This is a genomic window from Cryobacterium mannosilyticum (genome assembly GCF_004402705.1).
In the GTDB taxonomy this organism is placed as follows: Bacteria; Actinomycetota; Actinomycetes; order Actinomycetales; family Microbacteriaceae; genus Cryobacterium; species Cryobacterium mannosilyticum.
Map to the genome: position 1 here is coordinate 21,398 of NZ_SOFM01000035.1, position 15,483 is coordinate 36,880.

The 15,483-nt window shown below is 68.8% G+C and carries 15 protein-coding genes; 9 read left to right on the top strand and 6 right to left on the bottom strand.

What is annotated here, in order from left to right; translation table 11 throughout:
- The first annotated feature begins 7 nt into the window (after positions 1 to 7).
- Complete coding sequence (locus E3O32_RS11465; protein ID WP_134509611.1) at positions 8 to 196, top strand: hypothetical protein; 189 nt, start codon at positions 8 to 10, stop codon at positions 194 to 196.
- Positions 197 to 289: 93 nt separating this feature from the next.
- Positions 290 to 721 (top strand): hypothetical protein, encoded by a 432-nt coding sequence (locus E3O32_RS11470; RefSeq protein WP_134509612.1) that lies wholly within the window; start codon positions 290 to 292, stop codon positions 719 to 721.
- A 21-nt stretch (positions 722 to 742) separates the two neighbouring features.
- On the opposite strand, the gene E3O32_RS11475 is transcribed toward E3O32_RS11470, so the two are convergent.
- The gene (locus tag E3O32_RS11475) at positions 743 to 2,119 is read right to left on the bottom strand and encodes a glucose-6-phosphate dehydrogenase (RefSeq protein WP_134509614.1); all 1,377 of its coding nucleotides are present in this window, start codon (positions 2,117 to 2,119) and stop codon (positions 743 to 745) included.
- Positions 2,120 to 2,148: 29 nt separating this feature from the next.
- On the opposite strand from E3O32_RS11475, the gene E3O32_RS11480 reads away from it, so the two are divergent.
- From E3O32_RS11480 to E3O32_RS11505, 6 genes are read left to right on the top strand one after another with little or no spacing between them, the layout of a single operon-like run.
- On the top strand, positions 2,149 to 3,957 hold the full coding sequence (locus tag E3O32_RS11480; RefSeq protein WP_134509615.1) for a glycoside hydrolase family 15 protein: 1,809 nt from the start codon (positions 2,149 to 2,151) through the stop codon (positions 3,955 to 3,957).
- Between the two features lie 45 nt (positions 3,958 to 4,002).
- Entirely contained in the window at positions 4,003 to 4,611 is a 609-nt protein-coding gene (locus E3O32_RS11485; protein ID WP_134509617.1) for a biotin transporter BioY, read from the top strand.
- A complete protein-coding gene (locus E3O32_RS11490) occupies positions 4,608 to 5,288 on the top strand; it encodes an energy-coupling factor ABC transporter ATP-binding protein (protein WP_134509619.1) in 681 nt (226 codons plus the stop codon). Before E3O32_RS11485 ends, E3O32_RS11490 begins: the two co-directional genes overlap by 4 nt.
- Positions 5,289 to 5,301: 13 nt before the next feature.
- Complete coding sequence (locus tag E3O32_RS11495) at positions 5,302 to 5,910, top strand: energy-coupling factor transporter transmembrane component T family protein (protein ID WP_206750996.1); 609 nt, start codon at positions 5,302 to 5,304, stop codon at positions 5,908 to 5,910.
- A gap of 58 nt (positions 5,911 to 5,968) precedes the next feature.
- Positions 5,969 to 6,748: an alpha/beta hydrolase gene (locus E3O32_RS11500; RefSeq protein WP_134509623.1), complete on the top strand. Its 780-nt coding sequence runs from the start codon at positions 5,969 to 5,971 to the stop codon at positions 6,746 to 6,748.
- A gap of 20 nt (positions 6,749 to 6,768) precedes the next feature.
- Positions 6,769 to 7,125: a DUF1801 domain-containing protein gene (locus E3O32_RS11505; protein WP_134509625.1), complete on the top strand. Its 357-nt coding sequence runs from the start codon at positions 6,769 to 6,771 to the stop codon at positions 7,123 to 7,125.
- A gap of 50 nt (positions 7,126 to 7,175) precedes the next feature.
- On the opposite strand, the gene E3O32_RS11510 is transcribed toward E3O32_RS11505, so the two are convergent.
- A complete protein-coding gene (locus E3O32_RS11510) occupies positions 7,176 to 8,483 on the bottom strand; it encodes an HNH endonuclease signature motif containing protein (RefSeq protein ID WP_134509627.1) in 1,308 nt (435 codons plus the stop codon).
- Between the two features lie 204 nt (positions 8,484 to 8,687).
- On the opposite strand from E3O32_RS11510, the gene E3O32_RS11515 reads away from it, so the two are divergent.
- The gene (locus E3O32_RS11515; protein WP_134509629.1) at positions 8,688 to 9,131 is read left to right on the top strand and encodes a flavodoxin family protein; all 444 of its coding nucleotides are present in this window, start codon (positions 8,688 to 8,690) and stop codon (positions 9,129 to 9,131) included.
- 42 nt (positions 9,132 to 9,173) lie between these two features.
- On the opposite strand, the gene mgtA is transcribed toward E3O32_RS11515, so the two are convergent.
- The 4 genes from mgtA to E3O32_RS11535 form a co-directional block, all read right to left on the bottom strand.
- Positions 9,174 to 11,822: a magnesium-translocating P-type ATPase gene (mgtA, locus tag E3O32_RS11520; protein WP_241974844.1), complete on the bottom strand. Its 2,649-nt coding sequence runs from the start codon at positions 11,820 to 11,822 to the stop codon at positions 9,174 to 9,176.
- Between the two features lie 183 nt (positions 11,823 to 12,005).
- Positions 12,006 to 12,899, bottom strand: coding sequence for a glycine betaine ABC transporter substrate-binding protein (locus E3O32_RS11525; RefSeq protein ID WP_134509633.1), 894 nt, complete (start codon positions 12,897 to 12,899; stop codon positions 12,006 to 12,008).
- Between the two features lie 103 nt (positions 12,900 to 13,002).
- On the bottom strand, positions 13,003 to 13,932 hold the full coding sequence (locus E3O32_RS11530; RefSeq protein WP_134509635.1) for an ABC transporter permease: 930 nt from the start codon (positions 13,930 to 13,932) through the stop codon (positions 13,003 to 13,005).
- Entirely contained in the window at positions 13,929 to 15,215 is a 1,287-nt protein-coding gene (locus E3O32_RS11535) for a quaternary amine ABC transporter ATP-binding protein (protein WP_241974845.1), read from the bottom strand. Before E3O32_RS11535 ends, E3O32_RS11530 begins: the two co-directional genes overlap by 4 nt.
- Positions 15,216 to 15,483 lie beyond the last annotated feature (268 nt).

The following is a 15,483-nucleotide window of genomic DNA, read 5'->3' on the forward strand; positions in this document are numbered from 1 at the left end:
CCCTCACATGCGAAAGTTCATCTTCAGTAGCGCCATGATCGGCGTCATCGCCGGCGGGTGGAACATCTTTCAGGCCACCAGGAGCGGGCCTCGCGACTGGCGCCTCGTGCTGATGTGGCTGGGCTGGGCGCTCAGCGCCGCGGTCGCAATCGGCACGGTCATGAAGGACGCGGACGAACGGCAAATCGACAGCTGACTTGCGGTTTCCTGCGGCGTGTCATCCGGTCAAGCCCCCTTCCGGGCGGCAGACTGATAGGAACACGAGCATGCCAATTGAAAGGGGCCACCGATGTTTGGTCGCCGACGTCGCGTCGCACCGGTCATTGCCGCACCCGTTCCCGAGCTCAGTGACGAACAGGTTTTCACCCTCCTGCACGATCAGCTCTCACAGCTGGTGGGCGCCCAGGGCAAGTGGACCCTCGTCCCCCGCAGCGAGAGCGACACCGACGTGATCTTCCACGGCCTCAAGGCCCACCAGATCGCCGCCTCGCTCGCCGCCGTGCTGCGCACCGAGACTGCCCTCCTGCGCGGCGAGGTCGTCGCCGAGCCCACCGCGCTGCCGTGGACCCCCGCGCCGATCTCAGTGTGGGCCGAACCCGAGCGCGCGGAACCCGAGCGCGCATCGTCGAAGGTTCCCGTGCACCTTCCGATTTTCTCCGCCGCCCAGCCCGTGACCCCGTCGGCCCAGCAGTCGGAAGAGCGCGCTCGCCTCGTCGCCTAGCTCTCCTCGACCGGCCTCCATTCAGCCGAGCTTCTTCCACTCCGCCGGGCCGTCAGTGCCTGCCGGGTAGTCCTCCAGCGGCACCTTCCCGGCGCGCCAGGCCGCCAATATGGGCGCCACGATTCGCCAGCACTGCACCGCGGTGTCCGCCCGCACCGACAGGGCTGGATCACCGTCGAGCACCCCCTCGAGCACCTCACCGTAGGCCAGCAGCTGGCCCGGACCGAAGGATGCCGCGAGGCGCACCCGGTCGAGGGTGTGCGGGTCTCCCGGCCCGTTCAGGTTGAGGTCGATGGCCATCTCGTCCGGCCCGAGGAAGATGCGCAGCACGGTCGGGCCCGGCAGCCCGCTGAGCCCGACCGGCAGGTGGGGCACGGGCTTGAACGTGATGGCGATCTCCCGGCGGCGTTCGGCCAGCGCCTTGCCGGAGCGGAGGGTGAACGGCACTCCCGCCCACCGCCAGTTGTCGATTTCGAACGTCACCTCGGCCAGGGTCTCGGTGTCGTTGGCCGCCAGAACCCCCTTCTCGTCGAGGTAGGCCGGGACGCTCTTCCCGTCGACCGTTCCCGCGGTGTAGCGTCCGCGCCTGCTGGAGCGGGTGGGGCTGCCGCCGCGGAGCCGGGTGGCACGCAGCACGATGCCCTTGGCGTCTCGGAGGTCGGCGGCATCCAGCGACGATGGCGGTTCCATGGCGAGCACCGCCAGAACCTGCAGGAGGTGGCTCTGGATCATGTCGACCATGGCGCCGGCCCGGTCGTAGTAGCCCGCGCGGCCCTCGAGACCGAGCTGTTCGTCGTAGACGACGTCGACGCGTTCGATGTGGATGTTGCTCCAGAGTGGTTCGAAGATCCGGTTGGCGAACCGCAGTCCCACGAGGTTGAGCACGGTGGAGCGCCCGAGGAAGTGGTCGACCCGGTGGATCTGGTCCTCCGGAACGAGCCTGGCCAACCGCGCGTTCAAGGCGATGGCACCCTGCTCGTCGACGCCGAACGGCTTCTCCAGGGCGAGTTGGGTGCCGTCGGGCAGGGCGACATCGGCGAGGGCGTCACAGACCCCGGCCGCGATGGCCGGCGGCAGGGCGAAGTAGATCGCGGGCACACCGGAGCACAGCGCGATCAGGCGCTCCAGCTCGGCTGGATCGGCCAGGTCGCTCGTGTGGTATTCCGTTGTCTCGAGGACGTTCTCCACTGCGGCGCCGGCCCCCTCACCCAGCGCGAACGACGTGGTCAGCCTCGCCAGCCACTCGGCGGGGCTGAATTCCTCTCGACCTGCCCCGATCAGTTGAACACGCCGGTCGGGGTGCGCGGTGAGCAGCTGGCCGAGGGCGGGAAGAAGCAGCCGGGCGGCAAGGTCCCCGCCGGCGCCGAGGATCAGGAGCGTCGAGATTGGCTTGGTCATCAGCCCAACGTAGCTGGCAGGATGACTGCATGGCACTCAATATCGAGGATTACGCGCTGATCAGCGATTGCCACTCGGCCGCGCTGGTCGGCAGGGATGGAAGCATCGACTGGCTCTGCCTCCCCCGGTACGACTCGGCGTCGATGTTCGGCGCGTTGCTGGGCGACGAGGACCATGGGCGCTGGCTGCTCGCCCCGGCCGACCCGGCGTCGACCTGCACCCGCTCCTATGACGAGGGCACCTTCATCCTCACCACGCTGTGGACGACGCCCGGCGGTTCGGTCGAGGTGACCGATTTCATGCCGCACGGCGACCATCGCGCCGATGTGCTGCGCCGGGTGCGCGGAGTATCGGGGACCGTGGAGATGACCGAGGACCTGCGCATCCGTTTCGGTTATGCGACGACCATGCCGTGGGTGCGCCAGGTGACGACCGGCGGCGACCACGGCCTGGTCGCGGTGGCCGGCCCGGACGCGATCATCGTGCGCGGTCCGGCGCTGCACGCCGCCGACCATCGGCACGCGGCCCGTTTCCGCGTCCACGCCGGCGAGGATGTCGACCTGCAGCTCTCCTGGTATCCCTCGCACCGGGAGCCCCCGCCCGCTCTGGACGTCTCGGCGGCGTACGCGACGACGGCCGAGTGGTGGCGGGGCTGGGCCGGGACCTGCACGCACGAGGGGCCATACCGGGACGAGGTCGTGCGTTCGATGCTCGTGCTGCGGGCGCTGACCCACGAGACGACCGGGGGCATCGTCGCCGCGGCGACCACCTCCCTGCCCGAGTTGCGCGGCGGCAGCCGCAACTGGGACTACCGCTACGTCTGGCTTCGGGACGCGGCGCTGACCCTGACCGTGCTGCTCTCCCACGGCTACGAAGTGGAGGCCCAGGGCTGGCGGGCCTGGCTGCTGCGGGCCGTGGCCGGCGACCCGAACGACGTGCAGATCATGTACGGGCTGGCCGGGGAGCGGTACCTCCCCGAGCGCGAGCTGTCCAGCCTGCCTGGGTACCGCGGCTCCGGACCGGTGCGGGTGGGCAACGGCGCCGTCGACCAGTTCCAGTCCGACGTGATCGGCGAGGTGATGGTGGCCCTGCACGCCGCCCGGGAGGCCGGCGTCGCCGAGACCGAGTTCTCCTGGCCGCTACAGCGAGCGCTCGCCGGTTTCCTCGAACAGAACTGGTCACGGCCCGACCAGGGCATCTGGGAGGTGCGCGGGCCGGCCCGGGAGTTCACCCACTCCCGGGTCATGGTCTGGGCCGCGTTCGACCGGCTGGTGCGCGGCGCGACCGAGTTCGGGCTGCCCGGGCCGGTGGAACGCTGGACGCGGCTCCGCGACGAGGTGCGCGGCGAGATCGAGCAGCGCGGCTTCAACAGCGCCCGGAACAGCTACACCCAGTACTTCGGTGGAGACGAGGTCGATGCCTCGCTCCTGGTGCTCCCGCAGGTCGGCTTCTGCGACGCGTCGGACCCGCGAATGCTCGGCACGGTCGCCGCGATCGAAGCCGACCTGCTGCACCAGGGCCTTGTGCTCCGCTACCGGACGGACGCCGGCGTGGACGGCCTGGCCGCGGGCGAGCATCCGTTCCTGGCCTGCTCATTCTGGCTGGTCGAACAGTACGCGGACTCCGGCCGTGAGGCGGACGCGGTGGCACTGATGGATCGCCTCGTCGGCTTCGCCAACGACGTCGGGCTCCTGTCGGAGGAATACGACATCGACGCCGGCCTGCAGGCCGGAAACACCCCGCAGGCGCTCAGTCACCTGGCCCTCGTGCGGGCGGCCGACGCGATCGCCGGCTGCGTTTCAGAGGCCTCGACCAGAGATCCGGCCGATTCTTTGTAGGTCTTCCCCAGCGGAGGGGTGGCCCCGAATTCTAGATTGAAGAACATGACTGCCCGAACCCTCACCGTGCGCGATCTCGCCCAGATCGCCATCTTTGCCGCCCTCATCGCCGCCCTCGGGCTCCCCGGCGCCCTGACGATCGGCGCCGTCGCGGTGCCGATCACCTTCCAGACCCTGGGCGTGATGCTCGCCGGGGCGATCCTCGGTGCGCGCAAGGGCTTCTTCGCCGTGCTCCTCTTCCTCATTCTCACGGCGGCCGGTCTTCCGCTGCTCTCCGGCGGGCGCGGCGGGCTCGTTTGGTTCACCACCTCGCCGTCGACCGGCTACCTCTACGGCTGGCTCGCCGGGGTGGCCGTCATCGGCTACCTCACCGCGGTGCTGCTCCCCCGGTACCCGTTCTGGCCGGCCCTGGCGGCTACCGTCCTCGGCGGCATCGTCGTGGTCTACCTGTTCGGCGTGCCGGTCACCGCAGTCAACCTGGGCCTGCCGCTCTGGGCGGCGCTCGTCGACAGCGTCAAGTTCCTGCCCGGCGACGTGGCCAAGGCCGTCGTCACCGTGCTGGTCGCCCGCCAGGTGCACAAGGCCTACCCCGGCCTGATCCCGGGAGCCCTCCGCCGCAAGCCGTCAATGACGGCGGGGCACGCGGGTCGATGACCCGGATCACGTTCGACGGGGTGTCCCATTCCTATGGGGAGCGCAGCGTTCTGCGGGACATCCGGCTCGACCTCACCGAGCACCGGATCGGGGTCGTCGGGGCGAACGGCTCCGGCAAGTCCACCCTGGTGCGGATGATCAACGGGCTGATCACCCCCACCAGCGGAACCGTGAGCGTCGACGGCCTCAATGTGGCCCGGAACGCCCGGGAGGTGCGCCGACAGGTCGGATTCATCTTCACCAACCCCGACAACCAGATCGTGATGCCGACCGTGCAGGAGGACGTGGCCTTCACCCTGCGCCGGCGGGGACTCACCCGCGAGCAGGTGGCCGAACGCACGGCGGCAGCCCTCGACCGGTTCGGACTCACCGCCCACGCCGACCACCCCGCCCACCGACTCTCCGGCGGGCAGAAGCAACTTCTGGCCCTGGCCGCCGTGCTCGTGGCCGAGCCGAAAATCGTCGTGGCGGACGAGCCGACGACGCTTCTCGACGCCCGGAACGCCCGGCGGATCACCGAGCTCCTCCAGGAGATGAGCCAGCAGGTCATCGTCGTGACGCACCAGCTCGAGCTTCTGGCCGGGTTCGACCGTGTCGTGGTGATCGACGAGGGGGAAGTTGCCTTCGACGGCAGTCCGGATGCCACCCTCGATTCCTACCGGGAGCTGCTCGCGTGAGGGCGCCGGACAAGTGGAGCCGGCCGTCGTGATCGGCCTCTACCACCCGGGATCCTCGATCATCCACCGCACGCCGACCCTGCTCAAGCTGCTGCTCCTGTCCGTCGGCGTGACCGTCGTCGGACTGCTCGGGCAGCCCTGGCAGCTGCTCGTCGCCCTCGGCGCCGTCTTCGTCCTCTACGTCGTGGCCGACATCCCCCCTCGGCCGGCCTGGCAGCAGATCGGCCCGATCCTCTGGATCCTCATCATCGCCGTGCCGCTCCAGGCGTTGTTCGCCGGTTGGACGACGGCGGGCATGATGGCCGGTCGCCTGGTGGTCGCGGTCGCCCTGGCGGCCCTGTTCACACTCACGACGACCGTCACGGCGGTTCTCGTAGGGTTCCAGGCGCTGCTGCACCCGTTCCGCCGCTGGATCGATGCGGACCGTGTCGGGCTGCTCGTCGCGCTCACCCTGCGCTGCATCCCGCTCGTCGCCGAGATCGTCGCAGAGGTTCTCGAAGCGCGGCGGGCCAGAGGCACGCAGGGTTCCCTGCTCGCCCTGGCGGTGCCGGTGGTCGTGCGGTCGCTGTACGCGGCGGACGCGATCGGTGAGGCTCTGGTGGCGCGCGGACTCGACGACTGAGCGTATCCGCTCTAGATTGGGAGCCCGCGCCGACCGCGCGCCCGACAGAAGAGGAACGATGTCCCAGACTGCGACCGCCGACTCCCGGCCGGGCCGGATCCTGCGCCGGGTGCGCCTGATCGGCTGGGCGGCCCTCGCCTCGTTCGTGCTCGCGATCGTCGTCTTCCTGGTCTGGGCCAACACGGTGCGCACCGTCGACCGGGGTGCCGCCGACAGGGTGTTCGGCAATCCTGCCGTCTCGGTGACCGATACCGCGAACGCGGTCGTGATCGCCCCGAAAACGGGCGCATCCGGTGTCGGTCTCGTCTTCGTCCCGGGTGCCCGGGTGGACCCGTATGCCTATCTCTACAAACTCGCGGGAACGGTGGAAGAGACCGGGCTGACAGTGGTCATCACCAAACCGGTGCTGAACCTCGCCATCCTCGACCTTCGGCCGCTCGACACGTTCACCACGGTCGCCCCCGGCGTCACGACCTGGCTGGTGGGCGGACACTCCCTCGGCGGAGTGCGGGCGTGCCTGTACGCCGACCAACCCCAGGTCGCCGGGCTGGTGCTCTTCGGAAGCTATTGCGCGGCCCCACTGGCCAGGGACGACCTGCCGGTACTGAGCCTCACGGGCAGCGCGGACGCCCTGAGCACCCCGGCGAAGATCGCCGACACCGCCGGGCTGCTCCCGGCGACCGCCAGATTCGTGGAGATCCCGGGGGCCAATCACGCCCGGTTCGGCGACTACGGAGTGGAGGTCGGGGACGGCATCGCGACCGCGTCGACGGATGCCGTGGCCGCCGCGATCACCCGGAACCTCACCGCGTTCCTGGCCGATTCGACCTCCCGCTAGCAGCAGACAGGAGCCCCACCATGCCTTCCCCCGCAACAGTCGACGAGTATCTGGAATCCCTCCCGGAGAACCTCGCCGCCATCGGCAGGACCCTGCGGGCGCAGTTCGACGAGGCGCTGCCGCGGGCGGACGGGCAGATGTGGCACGGCCACCCGGTCTGGCTCGCCGCGAAGACCCCGGTCGCCGGCTTCAAGGCGTATCCGGCCTACGTCACCCTGTTGCTGTGGCGAGGCCAGGACATCACGGACACCTCAGGCCGACTGGAGGCCGCCGGTTCCGGCCGGATGAGTTCGGTGAAACTCCGCAGCAGCGCCGATCTCGATCTCCCCCTCCAGGCCGAGTGGCTCCGCCAGGTGCGCGAGCTCGGCACCAGGTAACCAGGGCGGGAATGCCCTCCTTTTTCAGCAGGCCACCCGGCAAGGCCTGGTCAGAACGGCGGGTCGTCGGGGAGGTCCGACGCTGCGGCTGTCGGTGGTCCGACTGGTGGCGGGCCCGCTTTCGGTGGCCCGGTGGGGAGGACGGTCGGCAGTATCGTGGCGGGTTCGGTGATGAACTCCCGCCCGGTCGGTGACGTCCAGGTCAGGATGCCGCCCGGTTGCTGGGCGACGCTCCACCGGGTCTGAGTTTTCAGCGCATGGTTGGGTCTGCAGAGGTGGGCGAGGTTGTCGTGCGCGGTCTCGCCGAGCAGCCCCCAGTCATGCGAGTGATCAAGTTCGGCACCCCTTGCTGGCCGGTTGCAGCCTGGAAAACGGCAGGTCTCATCGCGGAGGCGGAGGAACCGGCGCATCGCCTTGGGCGGTTTGTACCGGTCCCTCCCGACGGAGAGGATCACCCCGGTCTCGGGGTGGGTGAGCAACCGGGTGAAGCTCGGCGCCCGCGACGCCAGATCCCGCGCCGTCGCGGGGTCGATCGGCCCATACCCTTCCAAATAGCCGGGTTCCTCACTGTGGCCGAGGAGCGTCAGCACCGGCACGGTGACCTGCACGGTGGCTTTGACCCCGGTGCCGACACCGGTCGGGGTGACCCCGTGGATCAACAGGTCACTGAGCACATCGGTGCGCACCTGGGTGAGCGTGCGCGTCTCGTCGGGGCTTTGCAGACTGGCGGCGAGGTCGGTGGCGCGGGTGAAGATCGCCTGCACCAGCTCCGCCCCCGTCGTCAGGAACAACGTCGCCATCCCGTAGGCCCCGGCCTCCACGGACGAGGTGCGCTTCGCGATCGACTCGGCATGCCGCGCCGTGATCGTCTCCGGATGCAACCGTTCCCGCAGCAGCCGGGCCTTGTGCTTGAGCTTGGCCACCGTCAAATGCTCCGCCGAGGGCAACAGGGCCTGTTCGAACGCGGCCAAACCCTGGACCGGGATCGACCAGGACTGCTGGACTATCGCCTGCGCATGCCGGTAACTGATCACCCCGTCATGCAACGCCGCCCGGGTTGCGGGGAGGTCCTGGACCAGGGCCCTACTCTCCGCGAGCAGGGTCTCCGCGCTGCGCTCCGGGATCCGCAGCGTCACGGCCAGCTCGCTGGAGAGCTCCCGCTTCGCGATCTCCTCCCGGCTCCACAACGCTTGCGGTCCCCGCGGGATCTCCCCCGCGTGCGCCTCGCTGAACCGGCGGGTCTGATCGATCAACTCCGCCCGGAACGCGAAACACTGTGCGATCACCCGGTCCGCGACCGCGACCGCGTCAAAGAGCAGTCCGAGCTGCTGCTGGGTGGTGCTCACCAGGGTGACCATACCCGCACACTACGACCAGCCACCGACATTCCCCGGCCCCCAACCGACCCCACACCAGGGTGTGGATAACCTGATCAAACACGCTTTGTGGAGGACCGGCCGGCGGTGATCTCGACAGCCACGGACCCCCTTGCCGCACCCATCCCGCGGGGCCACACTGGTCACACCAGCACCAACCCGAACCCGATCGCTGGAGGTACCACCATGAGCACACTCGTCGTTTACGACTCCAACTACGGCACCACGCGAATCGTGGCCGAGAAGATCGCCGCGGAACTCGGCGAGGGCACCGCTGTCGTCTCCGTTTCCGGCCTCACCCCCGAGCGCCTCACCGGCGTTGAACTCCTCGTCGTCGGCTGCCCCATCATCGGCTGGCGGCCGTCACCGCGGATGCAGGCCTTCCTCGCCCAACTCGGCGTCGGCATGTTGCACGGCGTGAGGGCTGCGGCATTCGACACCCGACTGCGCCTGTTCATCCACGGCGACGCCGCCGGAAAGATCTCCCACGCCCTGGAGCATGCCGGCGCCCACATCGTGGCCAAACCTCACGGCTTCATCGTGGAGGGGCGCGAAGGCCCCATGGCCACGGGCGAGCTCGACAAGGCCGCCGAATGGGCCGGCGCGATCATGCCCACCCTGCGGCGCTGAGCCACGGCCCGACCACCGCGTTCACGCTCAGACCTTCGGTCGCTATAGGCGGTGGCGCCGGGACCGACGAGGCCCAACGGCTCCGACGACCGCAACCGGTGCCGTGATGCTGAACCGCGCCGCCCGCCGGCCGATCTGGTGACTGGCCGGCCGCTGGCGCACGCCGGCCGGCCGCTGGGCCGCCCGAGAGAAGAACCAGGACTTGGCGACCTCCACCAGCACGAGGTAGAGCACCGTCATCCCGGCCAGTGCCAGGAAGAACGGCGCCGGCAGCGGCTCGAACCCGAGCAGGCCCGCGAGCGGCGAGAACGGAAGGAACACTCCGACCGCCACCACAGTGATGGCCGCCGCCGTCAGTCCGAGTGACGGTCTGCTGCGCAGGAACGGGACCCGCCGGGTCCTGATCGCGAAGATGATCAGCGTCTGGGTGGCCAGGGACTCGATGAACCATCCCGCCCGAAATTCCCCTGGCGCCGCCTGGAAAACCCCCAGCATGAGTGCGAACGTCGCGAAATCGAACAGGGAACTGATCGGACCGAACAACAACATGAACCGGCGGATGAACGCGATGTTCCAGTGGGCCGGTGCGAGCAGCTGTTCCTTGTCGACGTGGTCGCCGGGAATGGCCAGCTGACCCGCGTCGTACAGCAGGTTGTTCAGCAGAATCTGGCCGGGCAGCATGGGCAGGAAGCTGAGCGCCACGGACGCTGCCGCGGCACTGAACATATTGCCGAAATTGCTGGACGTGCCCATCAGCACGTACTTGATGGTGTTGGCGAAGATCCGCCGACCCTCCATGACCCCGTCGGCGAGCACCCCGAGGTCTTTGTCCAGAAGCACCACGTCTGCGGCGTCCTTGGCGACATCCGTGGCGCTGTCCACGGAGATCCCGATGTCGGCGTCGTGGAGGGCCAGCGCATCGTTCACCCCGTCCCCGAGGAAGCCCACGGCGCGCCCGTTCTCCCGGAGCAGCCTGATCACCCGGGCCTTCTGCTCGGGAGACACCCGGGCGAAAATGCTCGCCTCCGCGGCCGCTCTGCCGAGTTCGGAGTCGGACAGCCGGTCGATATCCGGGCCGGTGAGGGTGCCGCCTGAGACAAGTCCCAGGTCGGCGCACACCTTCTCGGCGACCCGGGCGTTGTCACCGGTTGCGATCTTCACCGTGATCCCCAGCCTGTCCAAGCGCTCCAGGGATTCACGCGCGTTCTCCTTCGGCCGGTCCAGGAACACCAGGAAGCCCTGGAGGACGAGATCCCGCTCGTCAGCCGGGGAGATGCCGGTCCGGCCGACGGCCTCCCGCGTGGCGACGGCGACGACCCGGGCGCCGGCATCGTACTGTTCGTCAAGCAGCGCCTGCGCCTCCGGGCGGATGCCTGTGCAGGCGCGCAGCACATCCTCCGGGGATCCCTTGGTCACCAGGAACGCCCGCCCGTCCGGCCCGGTCACCAGTGCGCTGGTCATCCGCCGTTCGTGATCGAAGGGGATGACGTCGAGCCGGCGGTGCCCGGTGAGTTCGATCGCGGTGGCGCGCGGCGACTCCCAGAGCGCCGCGTCCAGCGGATTCTGCCCGAGCGTCGAGATCGGCCCGGCCGAGAAGTCCACCTCGGTGGCCAGCAGCCCGAGCCGGAGCAGGTCGTCGGCCGGGTCACCGGACCGGGCCGGCAGCGCCGCCGTGAACGCGATCCGGCCCTCAGTCAGCGTTCCGGTCTTGTCGGTCACGAGGACGTCCATGTCGCCGAGGTCCTCGATCGAGACCAGCCGTTTGACCAGCACCTTGCGTCGCGCCAACTGCCTGGTGCCGGTCGCGAGGCCGGTGCTCACCACGGCCGGGAGCAACTGCGGCGTGATCCCGACGGCGATCGCGAGGGAGAAGAGCAGGGATTCCAGCAGCGGGCGCTGCAGCAGCAGGTTGGCGATGAGGATCAGTGAGGTCAGCGCCAGTGCCACCTGCAGCAACAGCACCGAGAATCTTCTGAGCCCGACCTGGAACTCGGTCTGCGGCTGGCGTTCGCCCAGGCCGAGGGCGATCCGGCCGAATTCGGCTCGTCCCCCGGTGGCGACGACGACCCCGGTGCAGCTGCCGGACTGGATCACCGTGCCCATCAGGATGCAGGAGGTGAGGTCTGCCAGCGCTCCGCCCGCCGCGACCGGCGCCGGGTCTTTCGACACCGGGAGCGACTCGCCGGTGAGGATGCTCTCGTCGCAGAGCAGATCCTCGCAGGTGAGCAACCGGATGTCGGCGGGGACGATGGCCCCGAGCCCGAGGTGCACCACGTCACCGGGGACGATCTCCACGACGTCGATCTGGGCCGGGGCGCCGCCACGAAGAACGACGGCCCGGTGCGTGACGCGGCTGTGCAGCGCCTCGGCCGCAAGCTCCGCCCGGTACTCGTTGCTGAAGCCCAACCCGACACTGGCCAGGAGGATGACCCCGATCACAATGGAATTGGTGACGTCGCCGAGGAACAGGGAGAGACCGGCGGTGATGATGAGCAGGATCAGGATGGGGCTGCGCAGCTGCCGCCACAACACGGACCAGACGCCCGCCTTGTGGGTGCGCACCGCGTTGGGCCCGTTCGCGATCAGCCGGCCGGCCGCATCCGCCACGGTCAGCCCCGCGGACGACGACCCCAGGTCATGCAGCACGTCCTCGGCCCGGCGGTTGGCCGCACCGGCCAGGGATTGCGTCACGACCGGGTCCGGCATTGGCAACGGCCTCCGCCGGTAGGGCGCCCTCGATGGCGCTACTGCAGAGACTAACCGAACCCGGACCCGCCCGGGATACACCGGGTGCGGCCGCAACCGAGTCGACAGCGGGCACGAGGAAGACCCCCGTCGATCTCGACGGGGGTCTTCGGGTGGGACGGGCCGACGCTACTTGCTGGTCAGCGAGTCGACGTAGTCCTGGTGCTCGGAAATCCACTTCGCGACCACGGGGCCGTAGTCGCTGCCGTCGTACTTGACGAACATGGCGTCCTCGAGCGACTGCAGCTGGTCGAGGTCCATCTTGTAGCCCGCGAGCCAGCCGGCGGCCTTCGGGAAGTCCTTCTTGAAGTCGGACCTGGCGTAGGTGTGCAGGCTCTCGGTTGCCGCCAGGGCACCCTCAGGGTCTTCGAGCGTCTTGATCGGCAGGGCGCTGTAGGCCCAGTGCGGCTGCCACAGGGTGACGACGATGTTCTCGCCGGCCTTGGTGGCCGCGGTCAGCTCGGTGAGCATGGCAGCCGTCGACGAGGTGACGAAGTCCATCTTCTTCAGGTCGTAGGCGGGGATGACCTTCTCGGTCGTCGCCGCGGTCAGTCCGGCGCCCGGCTCGATGCCCACGATCCGGTTGTCGAACTTGTCGGCGTTCGCGGCCAGGTCGGCGAGGGAGTCGATCGGGGCGTCGGCATTCACCGCGATGGTGAGCTTCGCCTTGTCGTTCCATGCGCCGAGGTCGACGATGTCGTCGCCGTACTCCTTGAGGTAGGAGGCGTGGGTGTCGGGCAGCCAGACGTCGAGGGTGGCGTCGTAGTCGCCGGTGGAGAGGCCGGAGAACACGGGAGCCACATCCGCTTCCTCGAGCTTGACGTTGTAACCCTTCTCGTCGAGGATCGCCTTCCACAGTTCGGAGGCGGCGACGCCCTCATCCCAGCCGTTGAACACGGCGATGGTCATGTCCTTCTTGTCCTTGTTGCCGTGGCCGACACTCGAGTCCGCGGCCGTGCACCCGGTGAGGGCGAGGAGCCCGACGGCGCCGATGGCGATCATGGTTTTCGAACGGTTCTTCATGTGGTTTCCTTACCTTGTCGCCGCTTGGGGCGACCGAGTTCACGCTGGACGTGCACGGCATGGCCGCGCTGAACGGATGCGACAGCATCCGGGAAAAGCTGGGTCAGACCGCGACCGGCTCGTGTGTGCGGGCAGGTACATCGTCGGCGGCGGCGACGACCGCCCGAGGGCGACGCCGGAGGGAGCCGAAGAACCGGCCGAGCGGCGTGCCGCCCGTGCCGAGCGCGGCCGTCAACCGGTCGAGGTAGATCGCGAGGATCACCACGGCCAGGCCCGCTTCGAAGCCGAGTGCGACGTCGATCCGGTTCAGGCTGGCGACGACCTCGGCGCCGAGACCGCCGGCACCGACCATTCCGGAGATGACGACCATCGACAGGGACAGCATGATGACCTGGTTGATGCCGGCCATGATCGTCGGCATGGCCAGGGGAAGCTGGATCTGCCGCAGGATGCGCCACGGCGATGCGCCGAAGGCCTGGCCGGCCTCGACGACCTCGTGGTCGACGCCGCGGATGCCGAGCTCGGTGAGCCGCACTCCGGGTGCCATCGCGAAGATGATGGTCGCGACGATGCCGGGGACGACGCCGACCCGGAACAGGATGAGCGCGGGAATCAGATAGACGAAGGCCGGCATGGTCTGCATGAAGTCGAGGATCGGCTTGATGATGCGCGAGGCGACCTTCGACTTCGCCGCCAGGATTCCCAGCGGCACGCTGAAGACGATGGCAAGGATGCTCGCAACGAGCACCAGCGCCAGGGTGTCCATGGCGTTCTCCCACTGGTCGACGCCGAGGATGACGAGCAGGCCGGCCACCGTGCCGAGGGTGAACTTCCAGCCTCTGGTGAAGTAGGCCAGCGCCGCGGCGACCACGATGATCACCCAGAACGGCGGGGAGACGAGGAGCACGTCGACAAGTTCGAACGCACCCTTGAACACGGCACGGATGAAGTCGAAGAGGAACCCGAACGTTTCGGTGATGTAGTCGATGAAACCCTCGACGATGGTGCCCAGGGGAAGTCGGAAGTCGTTCACAGTTCGGCTCCTTCCAGAGCGGTTTCGCGCAGCGTTTCGGTGATCACCTTGGTGGAGATGGTGGCCGCAGGCTCGATCACGGGCAGCTCACCCGTGGTGGTGCTGACGTTGCCGAGGGCGGCCAGCAGGGTCACCCGGGGGATCACGCCGAGGAGCCGGTTCTTCGGATCGACCACGGCGATCGCCAGGTCGCTGCCGACCGACGGTTCGACGAGGTCGACCAGGGGGGTGTCCGGGGTGACCGAGGTGGCGTCGCCGCGGATGATGGAGCGCAGGTCGGTCTCGCCGGCCTTGACCTGGCGCAGAACATCGCGGTCGCGAACGACCCCGGCGAAGCTGCGGTCCCGGTTGAGCACGAACGTCGCGGAGGTCTGCAGGTCCCGCATGGTGCGGAGAGCTGCGCGGGGGCCGGCCGTGATCGTCACGACGCTGCGGACCGGCTCCATGACACTCGCCGCGGTGAGCACCCGGGCGCGGTCGACGTCCTGCACGAACTGGGCGACGTAGTCGTTTGCGGGGTCGGTCAGGATTTCCTCGGGTGTGCCGATCTGTACGATGCGCCCGTCGCGCATCACCGCGATCCGGTCGCCGAGGAACATCGCCTCATTGAGGTCGTGGGTGATGAAGATGATGGTCTTGCCGAGCTCGGCCTGCAGTTCGATCAGCTGTTCCTGCATTTCGCGGCGGATCAGCGGGTCGAGTGCGGAGAACGCCTCGTCCATCAGGAGCACGTCGGTGTCGGCGGCGAGCGCACGGCCGAGGCCGACGCGCTGCTGCATGCCACCGGAGAGTTCGGAGGGCAGGCTGTCGGCCCAGCCGTCGAGGCCGACCAGACGGATGATGGTGCTCGCGCGCTCCAGGCGCTCGGCCCGGGCGACGCCCTGCACCTCGAGGCCGTAGGCGACGTTGTCGATCACGGTGCGGTGCGGCAGCAGCGCGAAGTGCTGGAACACCATGGAGACGTTGTTGCGGCGCACATCACGCAGCTGCTTGGCCGGGATCCCGGTGATGGACTGCCCGGCGACCGTCACGGTGCCGGAGGTCGCGTCGAGCAGCCCGTTGAGCATGCGGATGAGGGTGGATTTGCCCGAACCGGACAGTCCCATCACGACGAAGATCTCTCCGCGTCGCACCTCGAAGGAGGCGTCGATGACGGCGGCGGTGCCCAGGGAGGCCACCTCGTCGCGGGTGGCCCCGCCGGTCAGTTTCTTGACCATTTCGTGCGGGCGGCGCCCGAACGCTTTGTACAGTCGATCGGCCTTGACGGCAATGGTTTCGGTCACGGATTCTCCGATGCACGACGGCGTGGCCGTTCTCACGGTCGACGATCGGGTGCACGCTTTGTCGAACGGGTGGGCCGTGACCGGCCCGGCACCATTCCGGCGGGGGCTGGGGCGACCATGGGGCCGACTCCATCAGAGCCTCACCGTACGCCCACGGCCGACAAGGCTGGCGGCTTCGTGTTCGCGTTCTGGTGAAGGGTCGTTAGACCAAGGATCACTCTAACACAATCCCCCTTTTCGGGGGTGGTCGGCCCCTTTTCGCGGACGC

Coding starts and splice junctions, on each gene's coding strand:
- E3O32_RS11465 (WP_134509611.1), top strand. CDS start 8: ATGCGAAAGTTCATCTTCAGTAGCGCCATGATCGGCGTCATCGCCGGC.
- E3O32_RS11510 (WP_134509627.1), bottom strand. CDS start 8,483: ATGGTCACCCTGGTGAGCACCACCCAGCAGCAGCTCGGACTGCTCTTT.
- E3O32_RS11485 (WP_134509617.1), top strand. CDS start 4,003: ATGACTGCCCGAACCCTCACCGTGCGCGATCTCGCCCAGATCGCCATC.
- E3O32_RS11480 (WP_134509615.1), top strand. CDS start 2,149: ATGGCACTCAATATCGAGGATTACGCGCTGATCAGCGATTGCCACTCG.
- E3O32_RS11470 (WP_134509612.1), top strand. CDS start 290: ATGTTTGGTCGCCGACGTCGCGTCGCACCGGTCATTGCCGCACCCGTT.
- E3O32_RS11500 (WP_134509623.1), top strand. CDS start 5,969: ATGTCCCAGACTGCGACCGCCGACTCCCGGCCGGGCCGGATCCTGCGC.
- E3O32_RS11490 (WP_134509619.1), top strand. CDS start 4,608: ATGACCCGGATCACGTTCGACGGGGTGTCCCATTCCTATGGGGAGCGC.
- E3O32_RS11525 (WP_134509633.1), bottom strand. CDS start 12,899: ATGAAGAACCGTTCGAAAACCATGATCGCCATCGGCGCCGTCGGGCTC.
- E3O32_RS11475 (WP_134509614.1), bottom strand. CDS start 2,119: ATGACCAAGCCAATCTCGACGCTCCTGATCCTCGGCGCCGGCGGGGAC.
- E3O32_RS11505 (WP_134509625.1), top strand. CDS start 6,769: ATGCCTTCCCCCGCAACAGTCGACGAGTATCTGGAATCCCTCCCGGAG.
- E3O32_RS11515 (WP_134509629.1), top strand. CDS start 8,688: ATGAGCACACTCGTCGTTTACGACTCCAACTACGGCACCACGCGAATC.